Source organism: Streptomyces sp. NBC_00096 (assembly GCF_045041305.1).
In the GTDB taxonomy this organism is placed as follows: domain Bacteria; phylum Actinomycetota; class Actinomycetes; order Streptomycetales; family Streptomycetaceae; genus Streptomyces.
The window spans coordinates 1842509-1858202 of record NZ_CP108221.1; the positions used below are offsets into that span (position 1 = coordinate 1842509).

General features: G+C 72.0%; 14 protein-coding genes. 6 read left to right on the forward strand and 8 right to left on the reverse strand.

The genetic code is table 11. The features are described 5' to 3' along the window. Positions 1-134 precede the first annotated feature (134 nt). On the forward strand, positions 135-869 hold the full coding sequence (locus OG904_RS07655) for a CDP-alcohol phosphatidyltransferase family protein (RefSeq protein WP_405488660.1): 735 nt from the start codon (positions 135-137) through the stop codon (positions 867-869). Positions 870-1111: 242 nt separating this feature from the next. Here the strand turns inward: OG904_RS07655 and OG904_RS07660 are convergent, their stop codons facing one another. Beyond that, on the reverse strand, positions 1112-1585 hold the full coding sequence (locus tag OG904_RS07660) for an adenylyltransferase/cytidyltransferase family protein (RefSeq protein ID WP_405488662.1): 474 nt from the start codon (positions 1583-1585) through the stop codon (positions 1112-1114). A 171-nt stretch (positions 1586-1756) separates the two neighbouring features. Here OG904_RS07660 and OG904_RS07665 point away from each other — a divergent pair, with 171 nt between their 5' ends. Genes OG904_RS07665 through OG904_RS07675 form a run of 3 tightly spaced genes read left to right on the forward strand, consistent with a single transcriptional unit; the run spans position 1757 to position 5954 of the window. Continuing rightward, positions 1757-2962 carry a glycosyltransferase family 4 protein gene (locus OG904_RS07665; RefSeq protein ID WP_405497851.1) on the forward strand — a complete coding sequence of 402 codons (1206 nt, stop codon included), beginning with the start codon at positions 1757-1759 and terminating at the stop codon, positions 2960-2962. Further along, positions 2959-4713, forward strand: coding sequence for a lipopolysaccharide biosynthesis protein (locus OG904_RS07670; protein WP_405488664.1), 1755 nt, complete (start codon positions 2959-2961; stop codon positions 4711-4713). The genes OG904_RS07665 and OG904_RS07670 overlap by 4 nt, the downstream gene beginning before the upstream one ends. After that, a complete protein-coding gene (locus tag OG904_RS07675) occupies positions 4710-5954 on the forward strand; it encodes a hypothetical protein (protein WP_405488666.1) in 1245 nt (414 codons plus the stop codon). The genes OG904_RS07670 and OG904_RS07675 overlap by 4 nt, the downstream gene beginning before the upstream one ends. A 59-nt stretch (positions 5955-6013) precedes the next feature. Here the strand turns inward: OG904_RS07675 and OG904_RS07680 are convergent, their stop codons facing one another. Further along, entirely contained in the window at positions 6014-6595 is a 582-nt protein-coding gene (locus OG904_RS07680) for a TetR/AcrR family transcriptional regulator (protein WP_405488668.1), read from the reverse strand. 68 nt (positions 6596-6663) lie between these two features. Further along, on the reverse strand, positions 6664-8172 hold the full coding sequence (locus tag OG904_RS07685; protein WP_405488670.1) for a hypothetical protein: 1509 nt from the start codon (positions 8170-8172) through the stop codon (positions 6664-6666). A 106-nt stretch (positions 8173-8278) separates the two neighbouring features. Here OG904_RS07685 and OG904_RS07690 point away from each other — a divergent pair, with 106 nt between their 5' ends. Both OG904_RS07690 and OG904_RS07695 read left to right on the forward strand, forming a co-directional pair. Next, entirely contained in the window at positions 8279-8818 is a 540-nt protein-coding gene (locus OG904_RS07690) for a WcaF family extracellular polysaccharide biosynthesis acetyltransferase (protein ID WP_405488672.1), read from the forward strand. Continuing rightward, positions 8815-9927 (forward strand): glycosyltransferase, encoded by a 1113-nt coding sequence (locus OG904_RS07695; protein WP_405488674.1) that lies wholly within the window; start codon positions 8815-8817, stop codon positions 9925-9927. The genes OG904_RS07690 and OG904_RS07695 overlap by 4 nt, the downstream gene beginning before the upstream one ends. Here OG904_RS07695 and OG904_RS07700 read toward each other — a convergent pair. From OG904_RS07700 to gmd, 5 genes are all read right to left on the reverse strand, one after another. Beyond that, positions 9906-10313, reverse strand: a complete 408-nt coding sequence (locus OG904_RS07700; protein WP_405488676.1) for a hypothetical protein — start codon at positions 10311-10313, stop codon at positions 9906-9908. The genes OG904_RS07695 and OG904_RS07700 overlap by 22 nt on opposite strands. 90 nt (positions 10314-10403) lie before the next feature. Beyond that, positions 10404-10616, reverse strand: a complete 213-nt coding sequence (locus tag OG904_RS07705) for a hypothetical protein (protein WP_405488678.1) — start codon at positions 10614-10616, stop codon at positions 10404-10406. 144 nt (positions 10617-10760) lie between these two features. Continuing rightward, a complete protein-coding gene (locus OG904_RS07710; RefSeq protein ID WP_405488680.1) occupies positions 10761-11438 on the reverse strand; it encodes a hypothetical protein in 678 nt (225 codons plus the stop codon). 79 nt (positions 11439-11517) lie between these two features. After that, positions 11518-14292: a LamG-like jellyroll fold domain-containing protein gene (locus tag OG904_RS07715; RefSeq protein ID WP_405488682.1), complete on the reverse strand. Its 2775-nt coding sequence runs from the start codon at positions 14290-14292 to the stop codon at positions 11518-11520. 246 nt (positions 14293-14538) lie between these two features. Further along, positions 14539-15552, reverse strand: coding sequence for a GDP-mannose 4,6-dehydratase (gene gmd, locus OG904_RS07720; RefSeq protein WP_405488684.1), 1014 nt, complete (start codon positions 15550-15552; stop codon positions 14539-14541). Between the last annotated feature and the right edge of the window lie 142 nt (positions 15553-15694).

A 15694-nucleotide genomic window follows, 5' to 3' on the forward strand; every position in this document is an offset into this window, starting at 1 on the left:
GGGAGCTTGGGTGACGGGAGCTTGGGTGACGGGAACCTGGAGCGCGGGAGAACTCTCGTCCACCCTGCGATGATGTGGCCCTTCGTACGCACGCACGCGTATGCCCGATGACGGATGTTCGAGGGGTTGCATCGATGGCGAGTGTCGGTACCGCGCTGCGGGAGCTGCGCGGGGCGCAGAAGTCGGCGAAGGGGGTGTCGCTCTATTCACGGTTCGTCAACCGGCCGGTCGGGCGGTACCTGGCCGCCGGGTCGTACGCGCTGGGGCTCACCCCGAACCAGGTGACGCTGATCAGCGCCGCCCTCAGCTTCGCGGGGGCGGCCGCCGTCGCGCTGGCCGCGCCCTCGTGGGGGCTGGGGATCACGGTGTGGGCCCTGCTGGCCGTCGGCTTCGCCTTCGACTCCGCCGACGGGCAGCTGGCCCGGCTGCGCGGGGGCGGCAGCGCGTCGGGCGAGTGGCTGGACCACGTCGTGGACTGCGCGAAGCTCACCTCGCTGCACACCTGCGTGCTGATCGCCTTCTACCGCTTCCCGGAGGCGTACGGGATCCCGGCCGGGACGGGCGGGGAGGCCTGGCTGCTGGTGCCGCTGGGCTTCCAGTTCGCCGCGGTCGTGACCTTCTTCGGGGGGCTGCTGACCGAGAAGCTCAAGCCGAAGCCGGCGCCGGGGAGCCAGGTCGCCGCGCCCTCGGCCGTCCGTGCGGTGGCGTTGCTGCCGGTGGACTACGGGGTCTTCTGCCTGGTGTTCCTGCTCCTCGGCGGCGGCGGGGTGTTCCGCTGGGCGTACGCCGGGATGGGCGCGGTCGCCGCGCTGTTCCTGCTGGCGTTCCTCGCGAAGTGGTACCGGGAGCTCAGCGCCGTACCCAGGTGATCGGGCGCCGTCCTGACGTGTCCAGGCGCCGTGCCGACGTGACCAGCCCCGTCCCGACATGACCGGCGCCCTACCCAGGTGATCTGGCGCCGCACCGACATGACCGGGCTCCGTGCCGACCTAACCGGCCCCGTCCCGACGTGACCAGCCCCGTCCCGACGTGACCGACGCCATACCGAGACGACCGGCGCCGTCCCGGTGGCGGGCGCCGCTGCGGGTAACCGCGGCGCCCGTGCGGCGGCTCAGCCCCGCTGTTCCACGGCGAGCGGCTCCGAGAGCACGTCCAGGGCCCGGCGCAGCTGGGTGCTGGACGTGTGGACCGTGTACGGGAAGTAGACGACGTCCACGCCGTGCACGGCGAAGTCCTTTTCCAGCCGGTCCCCCTTGGAGGTGCCGCGCCAGTCGTCACCCTTGAAAATCACATCGAACCGGACCTGCTTCCAGGTTTCCACCTTGTCCGGGACGGTCTCGACAAACGCGGCGTCCACATAGCGGACGCTGCGGACGATCTCCAGGCGCTCGACGAGCGGGATCATCGGGCGGCGGCCCTTGGCCATTTCCGCCATTTCGTCCGACACGACCCCGGCCACCAGGTAGTCGCACTGACTCCGGGCGTGCCGGAGGATGTTGAGGTGCCCGATATGGAACAGATCGTAGGCGCCTGGTGCGTAGCCGATTCGGTACGGTCTGTGCGCGGGCGCAACAAATTCGGACATATCCTGCTCCGTCACGTAATACCCCCCAAAGCCACACTCCCTGGTGTGGTGGATTAGCAGACAATAGCGTGCGCGTTACCTACCTTGCCGGTGAACTAATAGGGTGACGAGCGCATCATCCTGGTGAGAGGGGGACGTCCCGTGTCGAAATCCGGCCACCGACGCCTACTGCTGGTTTCTACGAATTACGCCCCCGAGCACACGGGCATCGGCCCGTACGCCACCCAGATCGCGGAGCACTGGGCGGATCTCGGTCACGAGACCCACGTGCTGGCGGGCATGCCCCACTACCCGGCCTGGTCCGTCGAGCCGGAGTACCAGGGGGCGCTCCGGCGCACGGAACAGCGCGCGGGAGTCACCGTGCACCGGCGCGCGCACACCGTGCCGCCGCGCCAGACCGCCGTACGGCGGGCGCTTTTTGAAGGATCGATTCTGCTGCACGGCTCCGTGGCCCCGCCCCGGATGCCGAAGCCGGACGCGGTCCTCGCCCAGATGCCGAGCCTGGCCGGCGGCCTGCTGGCCGCCCGCCTCGCGGCGCGCTGGAAGGTCCCCTACGTCCCCGTGGTCCAGGACCTGATGGGCGCCGCCGCCGCGCAGAGCGGGATCAGCGGCGGCGACAAGGCGGCCGCCTTCGCCGGGCGCGCGGAGGCCTACGCCCTCAAGCGCGCCACCCTCGTCGGTGTGATACACGAGACATTCGTGGACCGGGTCGTCGCCATGGGTGTGGACCCCGGGCGGATCCGTCTCGTCCCCAACTGGTCCCATGTGGCGTTGCCCACCAAGCCGCGCGGCCGCACCCGCAGCCACCTCGGCTGGGCCCCCGGCCAGACGGTCGTCCTGCACTCCGGGAACATGGGGCTCAAGCAGGGCCTGGAGGTCCTCGTGGGCGCCGCCCGGCTGGATCCGAGCGTCCGTTTCGTCCTGATGGGTGACGGCAGCCAGCGCTCCGCCCTGGCCGACCTCGCGGCCGATGTGCCGAATCTCGACATCATTCCCCCTGCCGCCGACGGCGAGTTCCCGGATATCCTCGCCGCGGCGGACGTGCTCGCGGTCACGCAGCACGCCGCCGTGATGGACATGAGCGTGCCGTCCAAACTGACTTCCTACTTCCAGGCCGGCCGTCCCGTCGTCGCTTCCGTGGCGGCGCTGGGCGGTACCGCCCAGGAAGTGGAGCGTTCGGGCGCGGGGGTGCTCGTACCGCCGGAGAACCCCGAGGCCCTGCTCAAGGCCGTACGGGCCCTCGCCGAGGACCCCGCGGGCGCGGACGCGCTCGGTGCGGCCGGACCGCGCCACGTGGCGGCGCACCTGAGCCGTGAGGCGGGCCTGGCCCGTATCGACGCACTGATGGACGAAGCACTTGGGGGTCCCCGGCCGTGATCGAGACCAACCGACCGGCAGCGGCTCCGGCCGAGGACGAACCGGACCTCCTCCGGGACCAGTTCCGCCAGCTCCTGCGCTACCGCCGGCTCATCGGCGCGGGCGTGGGCATCGGCCTGCTCGGCGGGGTCTACCTCGGCGTCTCCACGGCGGACACCTACGTGGCCACCGCCGACATCGTGCTGCGCGCGCCCACCGACGACCCCTTCAACCCGAGCCTCGCCCCCGACAAGGCGATCAACATCGGCTCGGAGCGCCAGGTCGCGCTCTCCAGCTCCATAGCCGACGAGGCCGCGAAGAAGCTCGGGGTCTCCGCGTCCGACTTCTCGGCCCTGCGCGCCGGTCTGCAGGTGACCAACCCGCCCCAGACGATGGTGCTGCGCTTCACCTACACCGCGGGCTCCCCCGCCGAGGCCGCCCGCCGGGCCAACGCGATGACCGAGGCGTACCTGCTCAAGCGGCAGGAGGCCCTCGACGTCACCCGCGACAAGATGGTCAAGGGGTACCAGGACCAGCGCGACCCGGTGGCCAAGCAGCTCGAAGAGCTCGTCAAGCAGATCAACGGCATGCCGGCCGGTCCCGCGCGCGACGCCGCGTACTCCTCCAAGACCGACCAGCAGAGCAAGGTCAACACCCTCAACAGCAACATCGCCAAGCTCCAGGCCCTGGACATGACCCCGGGCCGGGTCACCAGCGCCGCCGTCCCGCCGCACGGGGCCGACGGCCCCGGCCTGCCCATGTCGCTCGCGCTCGGCGCGGCCGTGGGTCTCGCGCTCGGCCTGCTGGGCGCCTGGGTACGGCTCGTCTTCGACCCGGCGCCGCGCTCCGAGGGCGACGTGGCCCGGGCCCTGCGCGCGCCGGTGCTGGGCTCCCTGCCCCGGGGCAAGGCCGACGGCGGTCCGCTGCTCGCGGCGGGCGAGGAGGACCCCCGGCTGGCCGAGGAGTACCGCTCGGTGGCCTTCCGGCTCGCCTACGACTCCCGCTTCGCCGACCGGCGCCGGCTCCTGGTGGTCGCCCCGCGCGGCAGCAGCGAGATCGCCGCGGCCGTGGCGGTGAACCTGGCCGCCTCCTTCGCCGAGACCGGCAAGGACGTGCTGCTCATCGAGGCCGACCTGCGCACCCCGGTACTGGCCAGCCAGCTGCCGACCGACTCGGCCGGCCGGCCGCGCTGGAGCCAGAGCCAGGGCGGAGCGCAGGTCGGGGACACCGAGTGGCCCGACGGGCGCCAGCTCGTCGTGGACGCCGGGGAGTCGGGCTCCTTCGACCTGATCCCGGGCGAGCGGGTGCGCAACGTGCCCCGCGCGCTGACCTCCTCGCGCGCCACCCGGCTGGTCTCCGAGGCCGACTCCCCCAACTCCACCGTCGTGGTGCTCGCCCCGCCCGTGCTCTCGTACGCCGACGCCCTCGCCCTCGTGGACCGCGTCGACGGGGTCCTGGTGGTCTGTGACCCCGGTGCGGTGCGCCGTACCGACCTCTCCCGCATCCGCGAGCTGATCAGCGGCGCCGGCGGCACGGTGCTCGGCGCGGTGCTGCACGCCCCGCTGCCCGGCGAGAAGAAGCGCGGCCGGGGCAAGGACGGCACGACCGCCGGCCCCGAGCCCAGGCCGGCCCCGAGTCCGGGGCCCTCGCCCCGCTCGCGGGAGCCGCAGCCGATCCCCTACGAGGTGGCGGCCGCCGACGCCTCGCAGCACATCCCGGGTGACGGGACCGACACGGTCGCCCTGCGCACGGTCCGCACGGGCCGGCGGTGAGCAGGCGCGGCCTCGCGGCGGTCGCCTCGGTACTCGACCAGGCCGCGTCCAGCGCCACGAACATCCTGGTGCTGGTGCTGGCCGCCCGGCTGTCCTCGGCGGCCGGCTTCGCCGACTTCTCGATGGTCTACGTCACCTTCACGGTGCTGCTCGGCCTGAACATGGCCTACGTCGGCCAGACCACGGTGCTGGAGAAGGGCGAGGGGCTCGGCGCGGTGTGCCGCGCGGGCCTCGCCTTCACCGCGGCGGCCTCCGCCGCGGCCGGGGCCGTCCTGGTCCTCGTGGGGCTGCTGCTGCCCGGGGCCACCGGGTGGGCGTTCCTCGCGCTGGGACTCGTCCTGCCCCTGGTGCTGCTCCAGGACGGGCTGCGCTACTGCTTCTCCGCCCTGCGGGTGCCCGGGCGGGCGCTGGCCGCCGACGCGCTGCGCCTCGCGTGCGTGGTGTCCGCGCTGCTGCTCCAGCCCGAAGGCGCCCCGGCGGGCCGGCTGGTGCTGGTGTGGGGGGTCTCGGCGCTGCCCGCGCTCGCGCTGGGCCTGTGGCTGCTGTGGCCGTGGGTGCGCGGGGCGAGCGCGGGCGAGCTGCTCCGGGACGTGCGGCCGTACCTGCGGCGCGGGCACCTGGGGCAGCGGTTCGTGGTCGAGTTCGCCGTGGGCAACGGCTCCAGCCAGCTCGCCGTACTGGGCCTCGGCGTCTTCGCGACCCCGCTGGCCGTCGGTGCGCTGCGCGGTGCCACCACCCTCTTCGGGCCGCTGAACGTGCTCTTCAACTCCGCGAACTCCTTCGGCCCGCCGATCGTCGGCCGGGCCTCCGGCAAGCGGGGCGTGGTCCGGCTGACCGCCCTGATGGGCGGCGGGCTCGCGCTGACCGGCGCCGCGTGGGGGGCCGTGCTGTACGCCCTGCCCGACCGGCTCGGCCGGGAGCTGCTCGGCGACACCTGGACGGCGGCGGCCGCGCTGCTGCCCGCCTCGGGCGCCCAGTACGCGGTCATGGGGCTCGGTACCTGCGCGCTGCTGACCCTGCGGGTGCTGAACCCGAAGGCCACCCTCTCGCTCCAGATCGTCTTCTCGCTGCTCTCGGTCGCCCTGCTGCTGGCCGGGTACGCCCTGTGGGGCGCGGCCGGCGCCGCCTGGGGGCTGGCCCTCGGCTCCGCCGCGAAGGCGGCCGCGGGCTGGCTGCGGGTGGCCCGGCTGAAGGTCGCCGAACCGGTGGCCGAGGCCGGGGAACCGGTCCGGGTGGCCTGATCGCGGGGCCGGCCCGGCAAGGCCTGCTCGGTCAGGCCTGCTCGGTCAGGCCCGCGCGGTCAGGACGGGGTGTCCCCGAAGCCCGTTTCGATCAGGGCGAACAGCTCCCGCATGGCCTGCTGCTGGTCCGCCTGGCCGCGGATCAGGCTCGTGGTGTCCATCACGAAGCGGGCCAGCGCGGCGGACCTGAGGTCGCCCGCGGGGGCGCCGGCCTCCTCCGCGATGGCGGCGGCGAGCGCGAACTCGTGGCGCCGCCACATCCGGTCCCAGTACTCCAGCAGTTCCGGCGTCTCCCGGACCAGGGTGAGGTGCGCGATCACCGCCGGGTCGTCGATCCGCCGGGCCGCCCGGGTCACCACCAGGTGCTCGCGCAGGGAGTGCAGGACGGACTGCCCGGGCGCGCGGTCCCGTACCGCGGAGACGAGCGCGGCCTCGATGTCCTCGTCCTCGTCGAAGACCAGCGCCTCCTTGCTCGGGAAGTGCTTGAACAGCGTGGTCACGGAGACGTCGGCCGCCTCCGCCACGTCACGGACGCCGACCTTGTCGTACCCGCGCTCCTGGAAGAGGCGCAGCGCGGCATCGGCCAGGGCCTTGCGGGTCTGGGCCTTCTTGCGCTCACGGCGCCCCACGGTCTCGGTCATGGCACCACTCTAGCGGCGTGGTGTATCCGGTGCAGAAGTTGAACCGCTGCACCCACAGATGGCCGCACCTACCGCAGGGTGGTGCCCTCGTCCTGCCGGTACGTGGCCACGAGCGCGAGGCAGATCCCGGCGATGGCGATGCGCCCCGAGGCCTGGAGCAGCGGGCCGCGCAGCAGGATGAAGGAGTAGCCGGCGACCAGCGGGACCACCGTGGAGATCAGACTGCCCGGGGGCGAGCGGCGGGTGGCGCGCTTGGCGTAGCGGCGGTCGACGCGGGCGGCGGCGTACCCCATGCCCAGCAGCCCCGCGCCCATGCCCAGCGGCCCGAAGTCGATCCACAGCTCCGCCCAGATCGGGGAGGAGAGGTTGGTGTTGACCGTGCCCATCCACTGGCCGACCATCACGCCGGTGTCGCGCGGCTTGCCGGGCCACATCGTGCGCGGCACCGCGAAGAAGACGGATCCCGCGAGCTGGCGGCCGTAGAAATGGCCCGGGCCGGAGTTCGAGAAGGTGATCGTGTTCGCGAACATGCCGATCTGGTCGTAGTCCTTGAGCGCCATCGGCTCCAGGAACGAGGTCGTCTCGACCGGCTTGTAGTTCTTCTCGTCGTACCGGAAGCGGTCCGCGAACGGGAAGACCAGCAGGGCGATCACCACGGCCATCGACAGCGCCACCCGGTACATCGCGGCGCTCACCGGGAAGACCGTGAAGAGCAGCGAGAACATGACCGTGAGGAACCAGTAGCGCGGGTTCGAGATCGGGTTGTTGACGATCAGGTTGAGGACCACGAGCGCGGACCAGGTGACGATGATCGACACCTTGCGGCGGGCGAACTTCGAGGTGATCAGCCAGCGCGTGTACAGCAGCAGGGCGAGCAGCGCCGGGACCGTGCCGAAGCCGCGCAGCAGGGCCTGGCCCGCCTGGCCGTCCTGGGAGACTCCCGCCTCCTCGATGCCGGCGATGATCTCCTGGCGGCTGGAGAAGAAGACCGCCGGGCCGCCGAGCTTCATGATCAGGGCCGCGCTGCCCAGGAACGCCAGGACGGTCAGCAGCTGGAGCCGCCTCCGGTGCGCCATGACCGGCCGCGGCTCCTTCTGCGAACCGCCCGCGCGGCCCGTCGGCCGGTGCCGGGCGAGCAGGACGCCCACGTCGAAGAGGGCGCAGCCGAGCAGCACCAGGCCGATGGCGGCGGTGAGGTCGGTGCGCGGGCCGACGACGGGGGTCGGGACCTGGCCGAGGACGGCCTGGGCGAGGGGTGCCACGCCCATGGCCATGTAGACGAAGAGCCAGAAGGAGCCCTGGAGCAGCTTGCGGCGGCTGGTCAGCACCATCGCGGACAGCCGGGCACCCGCGTACATGGTGAGCAGGAGCTGGAGCCAGAAGGCCGCGTCTCGCTGGCCGGCCCCGGACTGGACGGCGACGAAGAGGGGCAGGAAGACGGTGAATCCGAGGGCCAGCGGGACCGAGAGCGCCCGGGAGAGCAGCGTCCGCGGGGTGGTGACCCGCCCCCAGCTCTTCTCGTCCTCGGGGTTCGGCGGGGCGGCCCGGACGGCGCTCTCGCGTATGTCTGCTGCCACGCTTGCCCCCACCCGGTGTGCCTGATTCCGGCGCAGTCTAGTCTGAGCGGTCGGTGCCCGGGGAGGCACCTAATCCGGATTACGGGGCTGTGGACTAGGGGTAGCTGTGCGTGATCTTCCTGCCTTCACGCTGGCCGGATACGAGAAGGGGCGCGGGCGGCTGACGCAGGCGCTCTGGTTCACCGTGATGAACACGCTCTTCATGAGCTGGTTCTGTCCGGCCCGGCTCCGGGTCTCGCTGCTGCGCGCCTTCGGGGCGCAGATCGGCGAGGGCGTGCTGATCCGGCACAAGGTGCGGGTGCTGTGGCCCTGGAAGCTGACCGTGGGGGACCACGCGTGGATCGGCGAGGGCGCCTGGGTGCTGAACCTGGAGCCGGTGACGATCGGCGCGCACGCCTGCGTCTCGCAGGAGGCGCTGCTGTGCACCGGCTCGCACGACCACCGGGCCGCAGACTTCCGCTACCGCAACGCCCCGATCGTCGTCGAAGATGGCGCCTGGGTCGCGGTACGGGCCACCGTGCTGGCGGGCGTGACGGTCGGCCGGTGCGCGGTGGCGGGCGCCGGGTCCGTGGTCCACAAGGACCTTCCCGCGCTGACCCTGCAGACCCAGGACGGGCGCCGCCGGCCCGTCGAGGAGCCCAAGTGAGAGTCCTGCACGCCGTCACCCTGCACTCGCCCACGCACGCCTTCGGCGGGCCGGTCCGGGTCGCGCTGAACCTGGCCAAGGGGCTGCGGGCGCGCGGCCACGAGGCGAGCCTGCTGGCGCTCGGCGAGGGCTTCGACCCGTGGCCCGACGCGGTGGAGGGGGTACCGGCCCGGCTGTTCCCGGCCCGGCGCCTGCTGCCGCTCGGCTTCAGCGGGATGACCTCGCCGGCCCTGCTGGCCTCGGCGGGCCGCCTGGTGCGGGGCGCGGACGTGGTCCACGTCCACCTGGCGCGCGACCTGGTCACGCTGCCCGTCGCCCTGGCGGCGCTGCGGGCCGGCAAACCGCTGGTCCTGCAGACCCACGGGATGGTCGACCCGAGCGGGAAGCTGCTGGCCAAGGTGCTGGACGCGGTGGCGGTACGCCGGCTGCTGCGCGGCGCCGACGCGGTGCTGTACCTGACCCCGCACGAGCGGGAGGGCCTCGACGCGGTCGTCGGCGGCCCCCTGCCCCGGTCGGTCCGCCTGGTGAACGGCACCCCGGCCCAGGAGGAGCGCCCGGCCCTCGCCGGACCTCCCCGGATCCTGTACTCGGCCCGCCTGCAGGCCCGTAAGCGCCCGGTGGACTTCGTGGACGCGGCGCCGGCCGTCCTGGCGGCGCACCCGGACGCGGAGTTCGTGGTGGCCGGCCCGGACGAGGGCGAGCTCGCCGCGGTCCGCGCCCGCATCACCGCCCTCGGCCTCTCCGCCCGCTTCACGGTCCCGGGCGCCCTGTCGAGCGCCGAGGTCCTGACGGAGCTGCGCCGGGCCCACGTCTACGTGCTCCCCTCGGTGGACGAGCCGTTCCCGATGTCGGTCCTGGAGGCCCTGTCGGTGGGCGTCCCGTCGGTGGTGACCCACTCCAACGGCCTGGCCCGCGACATCGCCGCGGCGGGAGCGGGCGCGGCCGTCGACCCGGGCCCGGCGGGCGTGGCCGCGGCGGTCCTGGCCCTCCTGGACCCGTCGGCCAACGCCACGGCCTCGAAGGCGGCCCGCGAACTGGCCGCCTCGTCCTTCTCGATGGACGCGGTCCTGGACGCCCTGCTGGACGTCTACGCGGGCGCCTCCCGCTGAGGTTCCGCGGGAAACACCGGGTTCCCGTCCTCACCCGTGAACGGCGGACGGGACGGCAAGTGCCCCAGCGCTTGCCAGACGGCGTGGGCGGCGGCGAACTTCACATCGCCCGGACCGGTGTCCGCGGGAGCGACGGCGATCTCGGTGATCTCCACCAGCCAGCCTCCGGAGCCGGCGGGCAGTTCCCCCAGCGCGTACCGGACCCCGTCCCGTGCTTCCGCTTCGGTGCCCGCGTCATCGACGACTGCCGGGTGATGCCGGCCGAACACGTCCGCACGGACACGGACCACGATGCCGGCACCCGCCGCCGGGACCACCCGCACACTGACACCGGCGAAACGCGCCCAGCGGTTCGTCTGCCGCAGCAGTCGATGACTCCCGTCCATGACAGGAGTGTCCCGTACCGCCCAGGCCCCGACCACCACTTCCGTGACAGGCCCCGGCAGGGCGGGGCCGGGGCTTCGGCCGTTGTCCCGTCAGAGGCCGCGGCGGGGTGACTCGGCCACCGGGAGGACCGCCGTGCGGCGGCGTTTGGCCACGCTCGCGTAGACGGCGAGGCCGATGACTCCGGCCACCATCATGATCACGCCGACCAGGTCCAGGTTCACGCTGCGCAGCTGCCAGTCGCTCGCGAAGGTGAGGATCGCCCCCACCACGATCAGGCCTATGCAACCGCCGATGCCCCTCATGGAATCCGCCTTCGCAGTCGTGGACGGGGTGCAACCCCGTCGTGTGGAAGCGCGGATGCCCCCGATCCGGGGACGGAAACGCCCCCGCCCGCCCGGGGGTCCGGGCGGGCGGGGGCGTGTGGTGCGTGTGGTGCGAGGGGTGCCTCAGGAAGCGGGGATCCAGGCGTAGCAGCCCGTCGAGACGAACTGGGCGGTGCCCGCGGGGATGGTGGCGGTGACCTTGTCCCCGGCCTTCGCGACGGTTCCCATGCCCGAGGCGAGGGAGGAGCCGTCCTTGCCCTTGGCCTCCCAGGTGCACGCGGTGCCCTGGGTCACCGCGCGGTAGGTGCCCGGCGCCGGGGACTCCTTCGTACCGTCCGGGAAACCCTTCTCGGCGACCGCGAGGACGGGCTTCTGGTCCGGGCAGAGGTAGTTGATCGCGTCCTTCACGCCCGGGATCTCCCCGGCCACGATGGAGCCCGCCGCCGCGTCCTTGTCGTGCTTCGCGGTGCGCTGCACCCGCTGGCAGGCCTCCTGGCCGCCCTGGAGGACGGCCGCGGGGTCCATCTTCTCCGGAACCCGGCCGCTCAGGTACTTCTTCTCCGTGGGGGTGAAGCTGCCCGTCTTCGGGGTGAGCTTCGCGTCCGGCAGGACGGGCCCCGTCGGCTTCGCGTCCACCGGGGGCGTCGCCGGGGCGTCCGCCGGATCGGCGACCGAGGACGCGGCCGGCGGCTTGGGCTTCGCGGCCGAGGAGTCGGCCTTGCCGTCCCCGCCCGAACTGCAGGCGGTCAGCGTCAGGGCAGCGGTCAGCAGGGCAGCGGCCGCCGCGGAGCGTCGGTACATGAGGTGGCTCCCGTACGTATGAGATGGGCGTGCGGGGCCCGGCCGCACGGGCGGCCGGGCCCCGCACTCCCTCAAGCGGTTACTTCGCGCCGAAGGTGAGGATCAGCTGCGGCACGGCGTCCGCGGCCGTCGACTCCGAGGACCAGATCCACAGCGGGTCGGTGCCCGTGCTCGTCAGGGCCAGGCTGTAGCTGCTGCCCAGCACCGCGGAGACCGCGGCGGTGTCCAGCGGCGTGCTCTGGATCGCCGATCCGTCCGGGACTCCCGCGAAGGAGCCGAGCGGAGTGGTGCCGAGCGTGGGCTTGGTCTTGAAGGTCGTGCCCGCACCGCTCCAGCTGCCGGTGACCGGGACCACGGAAACGGTGTCGGCCGTGCCGGCACCCGCCGCCGTCGAGGTCTTGACCTGCAGCGAGGCGGACTTCAGCACCTGGCCGGCCGGGGCGGCCGGGATGTCGAAGCGCAGGTACGTCTCGTAGGCCGCGGTCCCGCGCACGGCGAGCGAGGTGGCCGTGCCGTTGGCGGTGCTCGGGGCACCCTGGTTGATGTAGGTGTCCTCGGTCGCGCTGACCTTGGAGACCGTGTCGGTGGGGGCCTTGGCCAGGTTGAAGTGGTTCTTCACCTGGGCCTCGGTCAGCACCTTCGGGTAGATGGCCGTCTCGTCCATCTGGCCGGCCCAGTAGTTGGACGTGGGCCTGCTCGGCCAGCCGGCGAGGTTGTCACCGCCGACGTGCCAGAAACCCTCGTACTGCTGGGAACCGGTGACGTTGAGGGTGCCCTTGTTCTGGCCGTCCAGGTACAGCGCCATGCCGGCGGGACCCTGGGTGGCGACCACGTGGTGCCACTTGTTGTCGTTGTACGTGTCGAACAGGCCGGTGGAGACGGTCTTCGTCGAGCCCGGGTTGACCCCGAAGAAGATCCGGCCGTTGTTGGTCATGTACAGCTGCTTGTCGTACACACCGCTGTTGCGGTCCTGGTTGCTGCCGAAGCCGACCAGCTTGCCGCCGCGCGTGGTGTTCGTCTTGAACCACGTCTCGATGGTGTAGCTGCTGCCCACCGTCTGGCGGTGGTCGCCGTACACCTGGTTGGTGGTGCCGTTGAAGCCCATGGCCGTGCTGGCACCGCTGACCGCGCCCGGGGTCTGGCGCAGCGCCGGGGCGTTGAACTGGATGCCGCTGGTGTTGCCGGCGACCGAGGAGTCGGCGACGTACGGGCTGACCGTGTCGTCGTAGCGCCAGTACAGGTTGGCGCCGTCCTCACGGACCTGGTTGGGGTACGAGAGGACCGAGTTCGGGACCGACACCGAGGTGCTGGCCGACAGGGCGCTGGTGTTGCCCGCCGCGTCGGTCGCGCTCACCCGGTAGCTGTAGGACTGGCCGGCCTTGGCCGTCGCGTCCGTCCAGGAGGCCTGCTGGCGCACCCAGGACAGGGACTCCGCGCTGACGGTGGCGATCGGGGTCGCGGAACCGTTGCGGTAGATGCGGTAGGTCAGCTTGCTGTCGTCCTGGTCGTAGCTGGTGCGCCAGCGGACCTGGACCTCGCCGGGCTTGACGCTGTCGACACTGGAGACCGGGGTGGTCGGGGCGCCGACGTCGCCGGTGGAGGCGAAGCGGGTCAGACCCTGCTGGGCCTTGCCGTTGATGAGGGTGAACTCACCGCCGACCCACATGTACTTGACGCTGCTCTTCTCCGCGATGGCCATCACGCGCGGGCCGATGCCCTCGCCCAGGCCGTCGTTGGCGTCGGGGTGCCAGCCGAGCTTCGCGGGGCTGCGCACGAACCCGTCGACGGGCGCGGGAGCGGCGCCCGGCCAGTCGGTCAGCTGCGCGTTGAAGAAGTTGCGCTTGCCGTCGGGGAACTGGCCCTCCAGCTCGCAGTTGTGCGCGTGCGAGGAGCTGTAGAGGACTCCGTCGTACGGCAGCACGGCCTGGGTGGCGCCCAGGCAGCGGTCGCGCCACTTCTCGTTGAAGTCGGTGGCGAGACCGATGCGGCCGTCGAAGACGCCGCCGCCGGAGCCCTCGTTGCCGGTGTAGTAGCCCGTGGGGTCGGCCGCGATGGTCTTGACGACCGAGTTCGACGGGATGTTGCCGTACGTCTTGACGACGGCGCCGGTGGTGGCGTTCACGACGGCCAGCGCGTGGCTGTTGGAGCCGTTGACCGTGAAGAAGTCACCGCCCAGCAGGACGTTCTTGCCGTCGTTGCTGAGCGCGACGGCGCGGCCGGGCTCGTCCACGTTGGCGACGAAGGGCTTGAGCGCACCGGAGCCGGCGTCGACCGCGGCGAACCGCTCGCGGGTCTGGCCCTCGACGGTGCTGAAGTCTCCGGCGGCGTACAGGGTGTCGCCGGTGACCGCGAGCGCCCGTACGGTGGCCGGGAAGTTCGGGTGGAACGAGGCCTTGGGGGTGCAGGATTCGATGTCGATGGCGGCGACGCTGGAGACCGGGGTGCCGTTGACGGCACCGAAGTAGCCGGCCGCGTACAGGGTCTTCTTGTCCTTCGAGACGGTGAGGGCGCGCACGGTCGCGCTGCCGTCGCCGACGGTGAAGGAGAGCTTGCAGGAGCTCGGGGCACCCGTCGCCGCGTCGAGCGCGACGAAGTTCACGGCTTCCTGCTCGGCACCGGCCGCGCCGTCGGGCGGGCGGACGGCGGAGAAGGTGCCGCCCGCGAAGACCGTGCCGTTGGCCTGGTCCATCGCCCACACGATGCCGTTCGGCTGCCACGTCGGCAGGTTGTCGGCGGTGAAGGCGACCGGCTGCGTGATGGCAGACGCCTCGGGTATCAGCACCAGGCCGGCGGCGGTGCCGGCACCGGCCAGTGACAGGACGAGGGCAGCAGTCAGCCCTCTGGATCTACGCATGAGCCCCCCAGGGCAATTGCCCGGTTTGAATGGCTGGAACAATCCGAACAGCCATATGTACTGGCGCAGACTAGGGCTCTAGCGGGGGCCCGGTCACCACGCTTGACTCATTGCATACCAACTTGGAATGAACGGGTCCGGCACGGAGGGTGCAGTACGGACATATGGCAGGTTTAGCCCGGCCACACCCGCCAATAGCTGCAGGAATGACCGGGACACGGCAAATCGTAGGCGAAATATAAGGCCTCAGCGGTCGATGCGGACGCTCACGCCCGCCAGCTGGTCCTCGACCTGCCGGATGTCTGCGTCGACCATGATCCGGGCCAATTCGGCGACCAGGACCGTCGGCTTCCAGCCGAGCAGGTCATGCGCCTTCGAGGCGTCGCCGATCAGCGCGTCGACCTCGCTGGGGCGCTCGTACTTGGGGTCGTAGCGCACGTGCTCGTTCCAGTCGAGACCGGCGTGGGCGAAGGAGGCCTCGACGAACTCGCGGACGGTGGCGGCGACGCCGGTGGCCACGACGTAGTCGGTCGGCTCGTCCTGCTGGAGCATCCGCCACATGGCGTCCACGTACTCCGGGGCGTAGCCCCAGTCGCGGACGGCGTCGAGGTTTCCGAGGTAGAGCCTGTCCTGGAGGCCCGCCTTGATCCGGGCGACCGCGCGGGTGATCTTGCGGGTCACGAAGGTCTCGCCGCGGCGCGGGGACTCGTGGTTGAAGAGGATCCCGTTGACGGCGAACATTCCGTACGCCTCGCGGTAGTTCACCGTCGTCCAGTACGCGAAGACCTTCGCGGCGCCGTACGGGCTGCGCGGGTGGAACGGGGTGGCCTCGTTCTGCGGGGGCGGGGTCGCCCCGAACATCTCGGAGGACGAGGCCTGGTAGATGCGGGTGTCCACGCCGCTGGCCCGGATCGCCTCCAGCAGGCGCAGCGCGCCGAGGCCGGTCACGTCGCCGGTGTACAGCGGGGCGTCGAAGGAGACGCGGACGTGCGACTGGGCGCCGAGGTTGTAGACCTCGTCGGGGCGTATGTCACGGAGCAGGTTCACCAGGGCGACGCCGTCCGAGAGGTCGGCGTGGTGCAGGACGAAGGAACGATTCGCCGTCTGCGGGTCCTGGTAGACGTGGTCGATCCGCTCCGTGTTGAAGCTGGAGGACCGCCGCACGAGCCCGTGCACCGTGTAGCCCTTGGAGAGCAGAAGTTCGGCGAGGTACGAGCCGTCCTGCCCGGTGACGCCGGTGATCAGCGCGGTCTTGCCCATTGGGTCCCCCTGGGGATCGTTGCGGTCTTGTTGTACTGGGGCTGCGGCCCTGCCACTGAGCGGCCGGCACAGCAGGTGTCCCCACCCCGAGAGGACTGGATGGGTACCGTACACGGGGCTCATCCGGAACGGGTACCGCCAC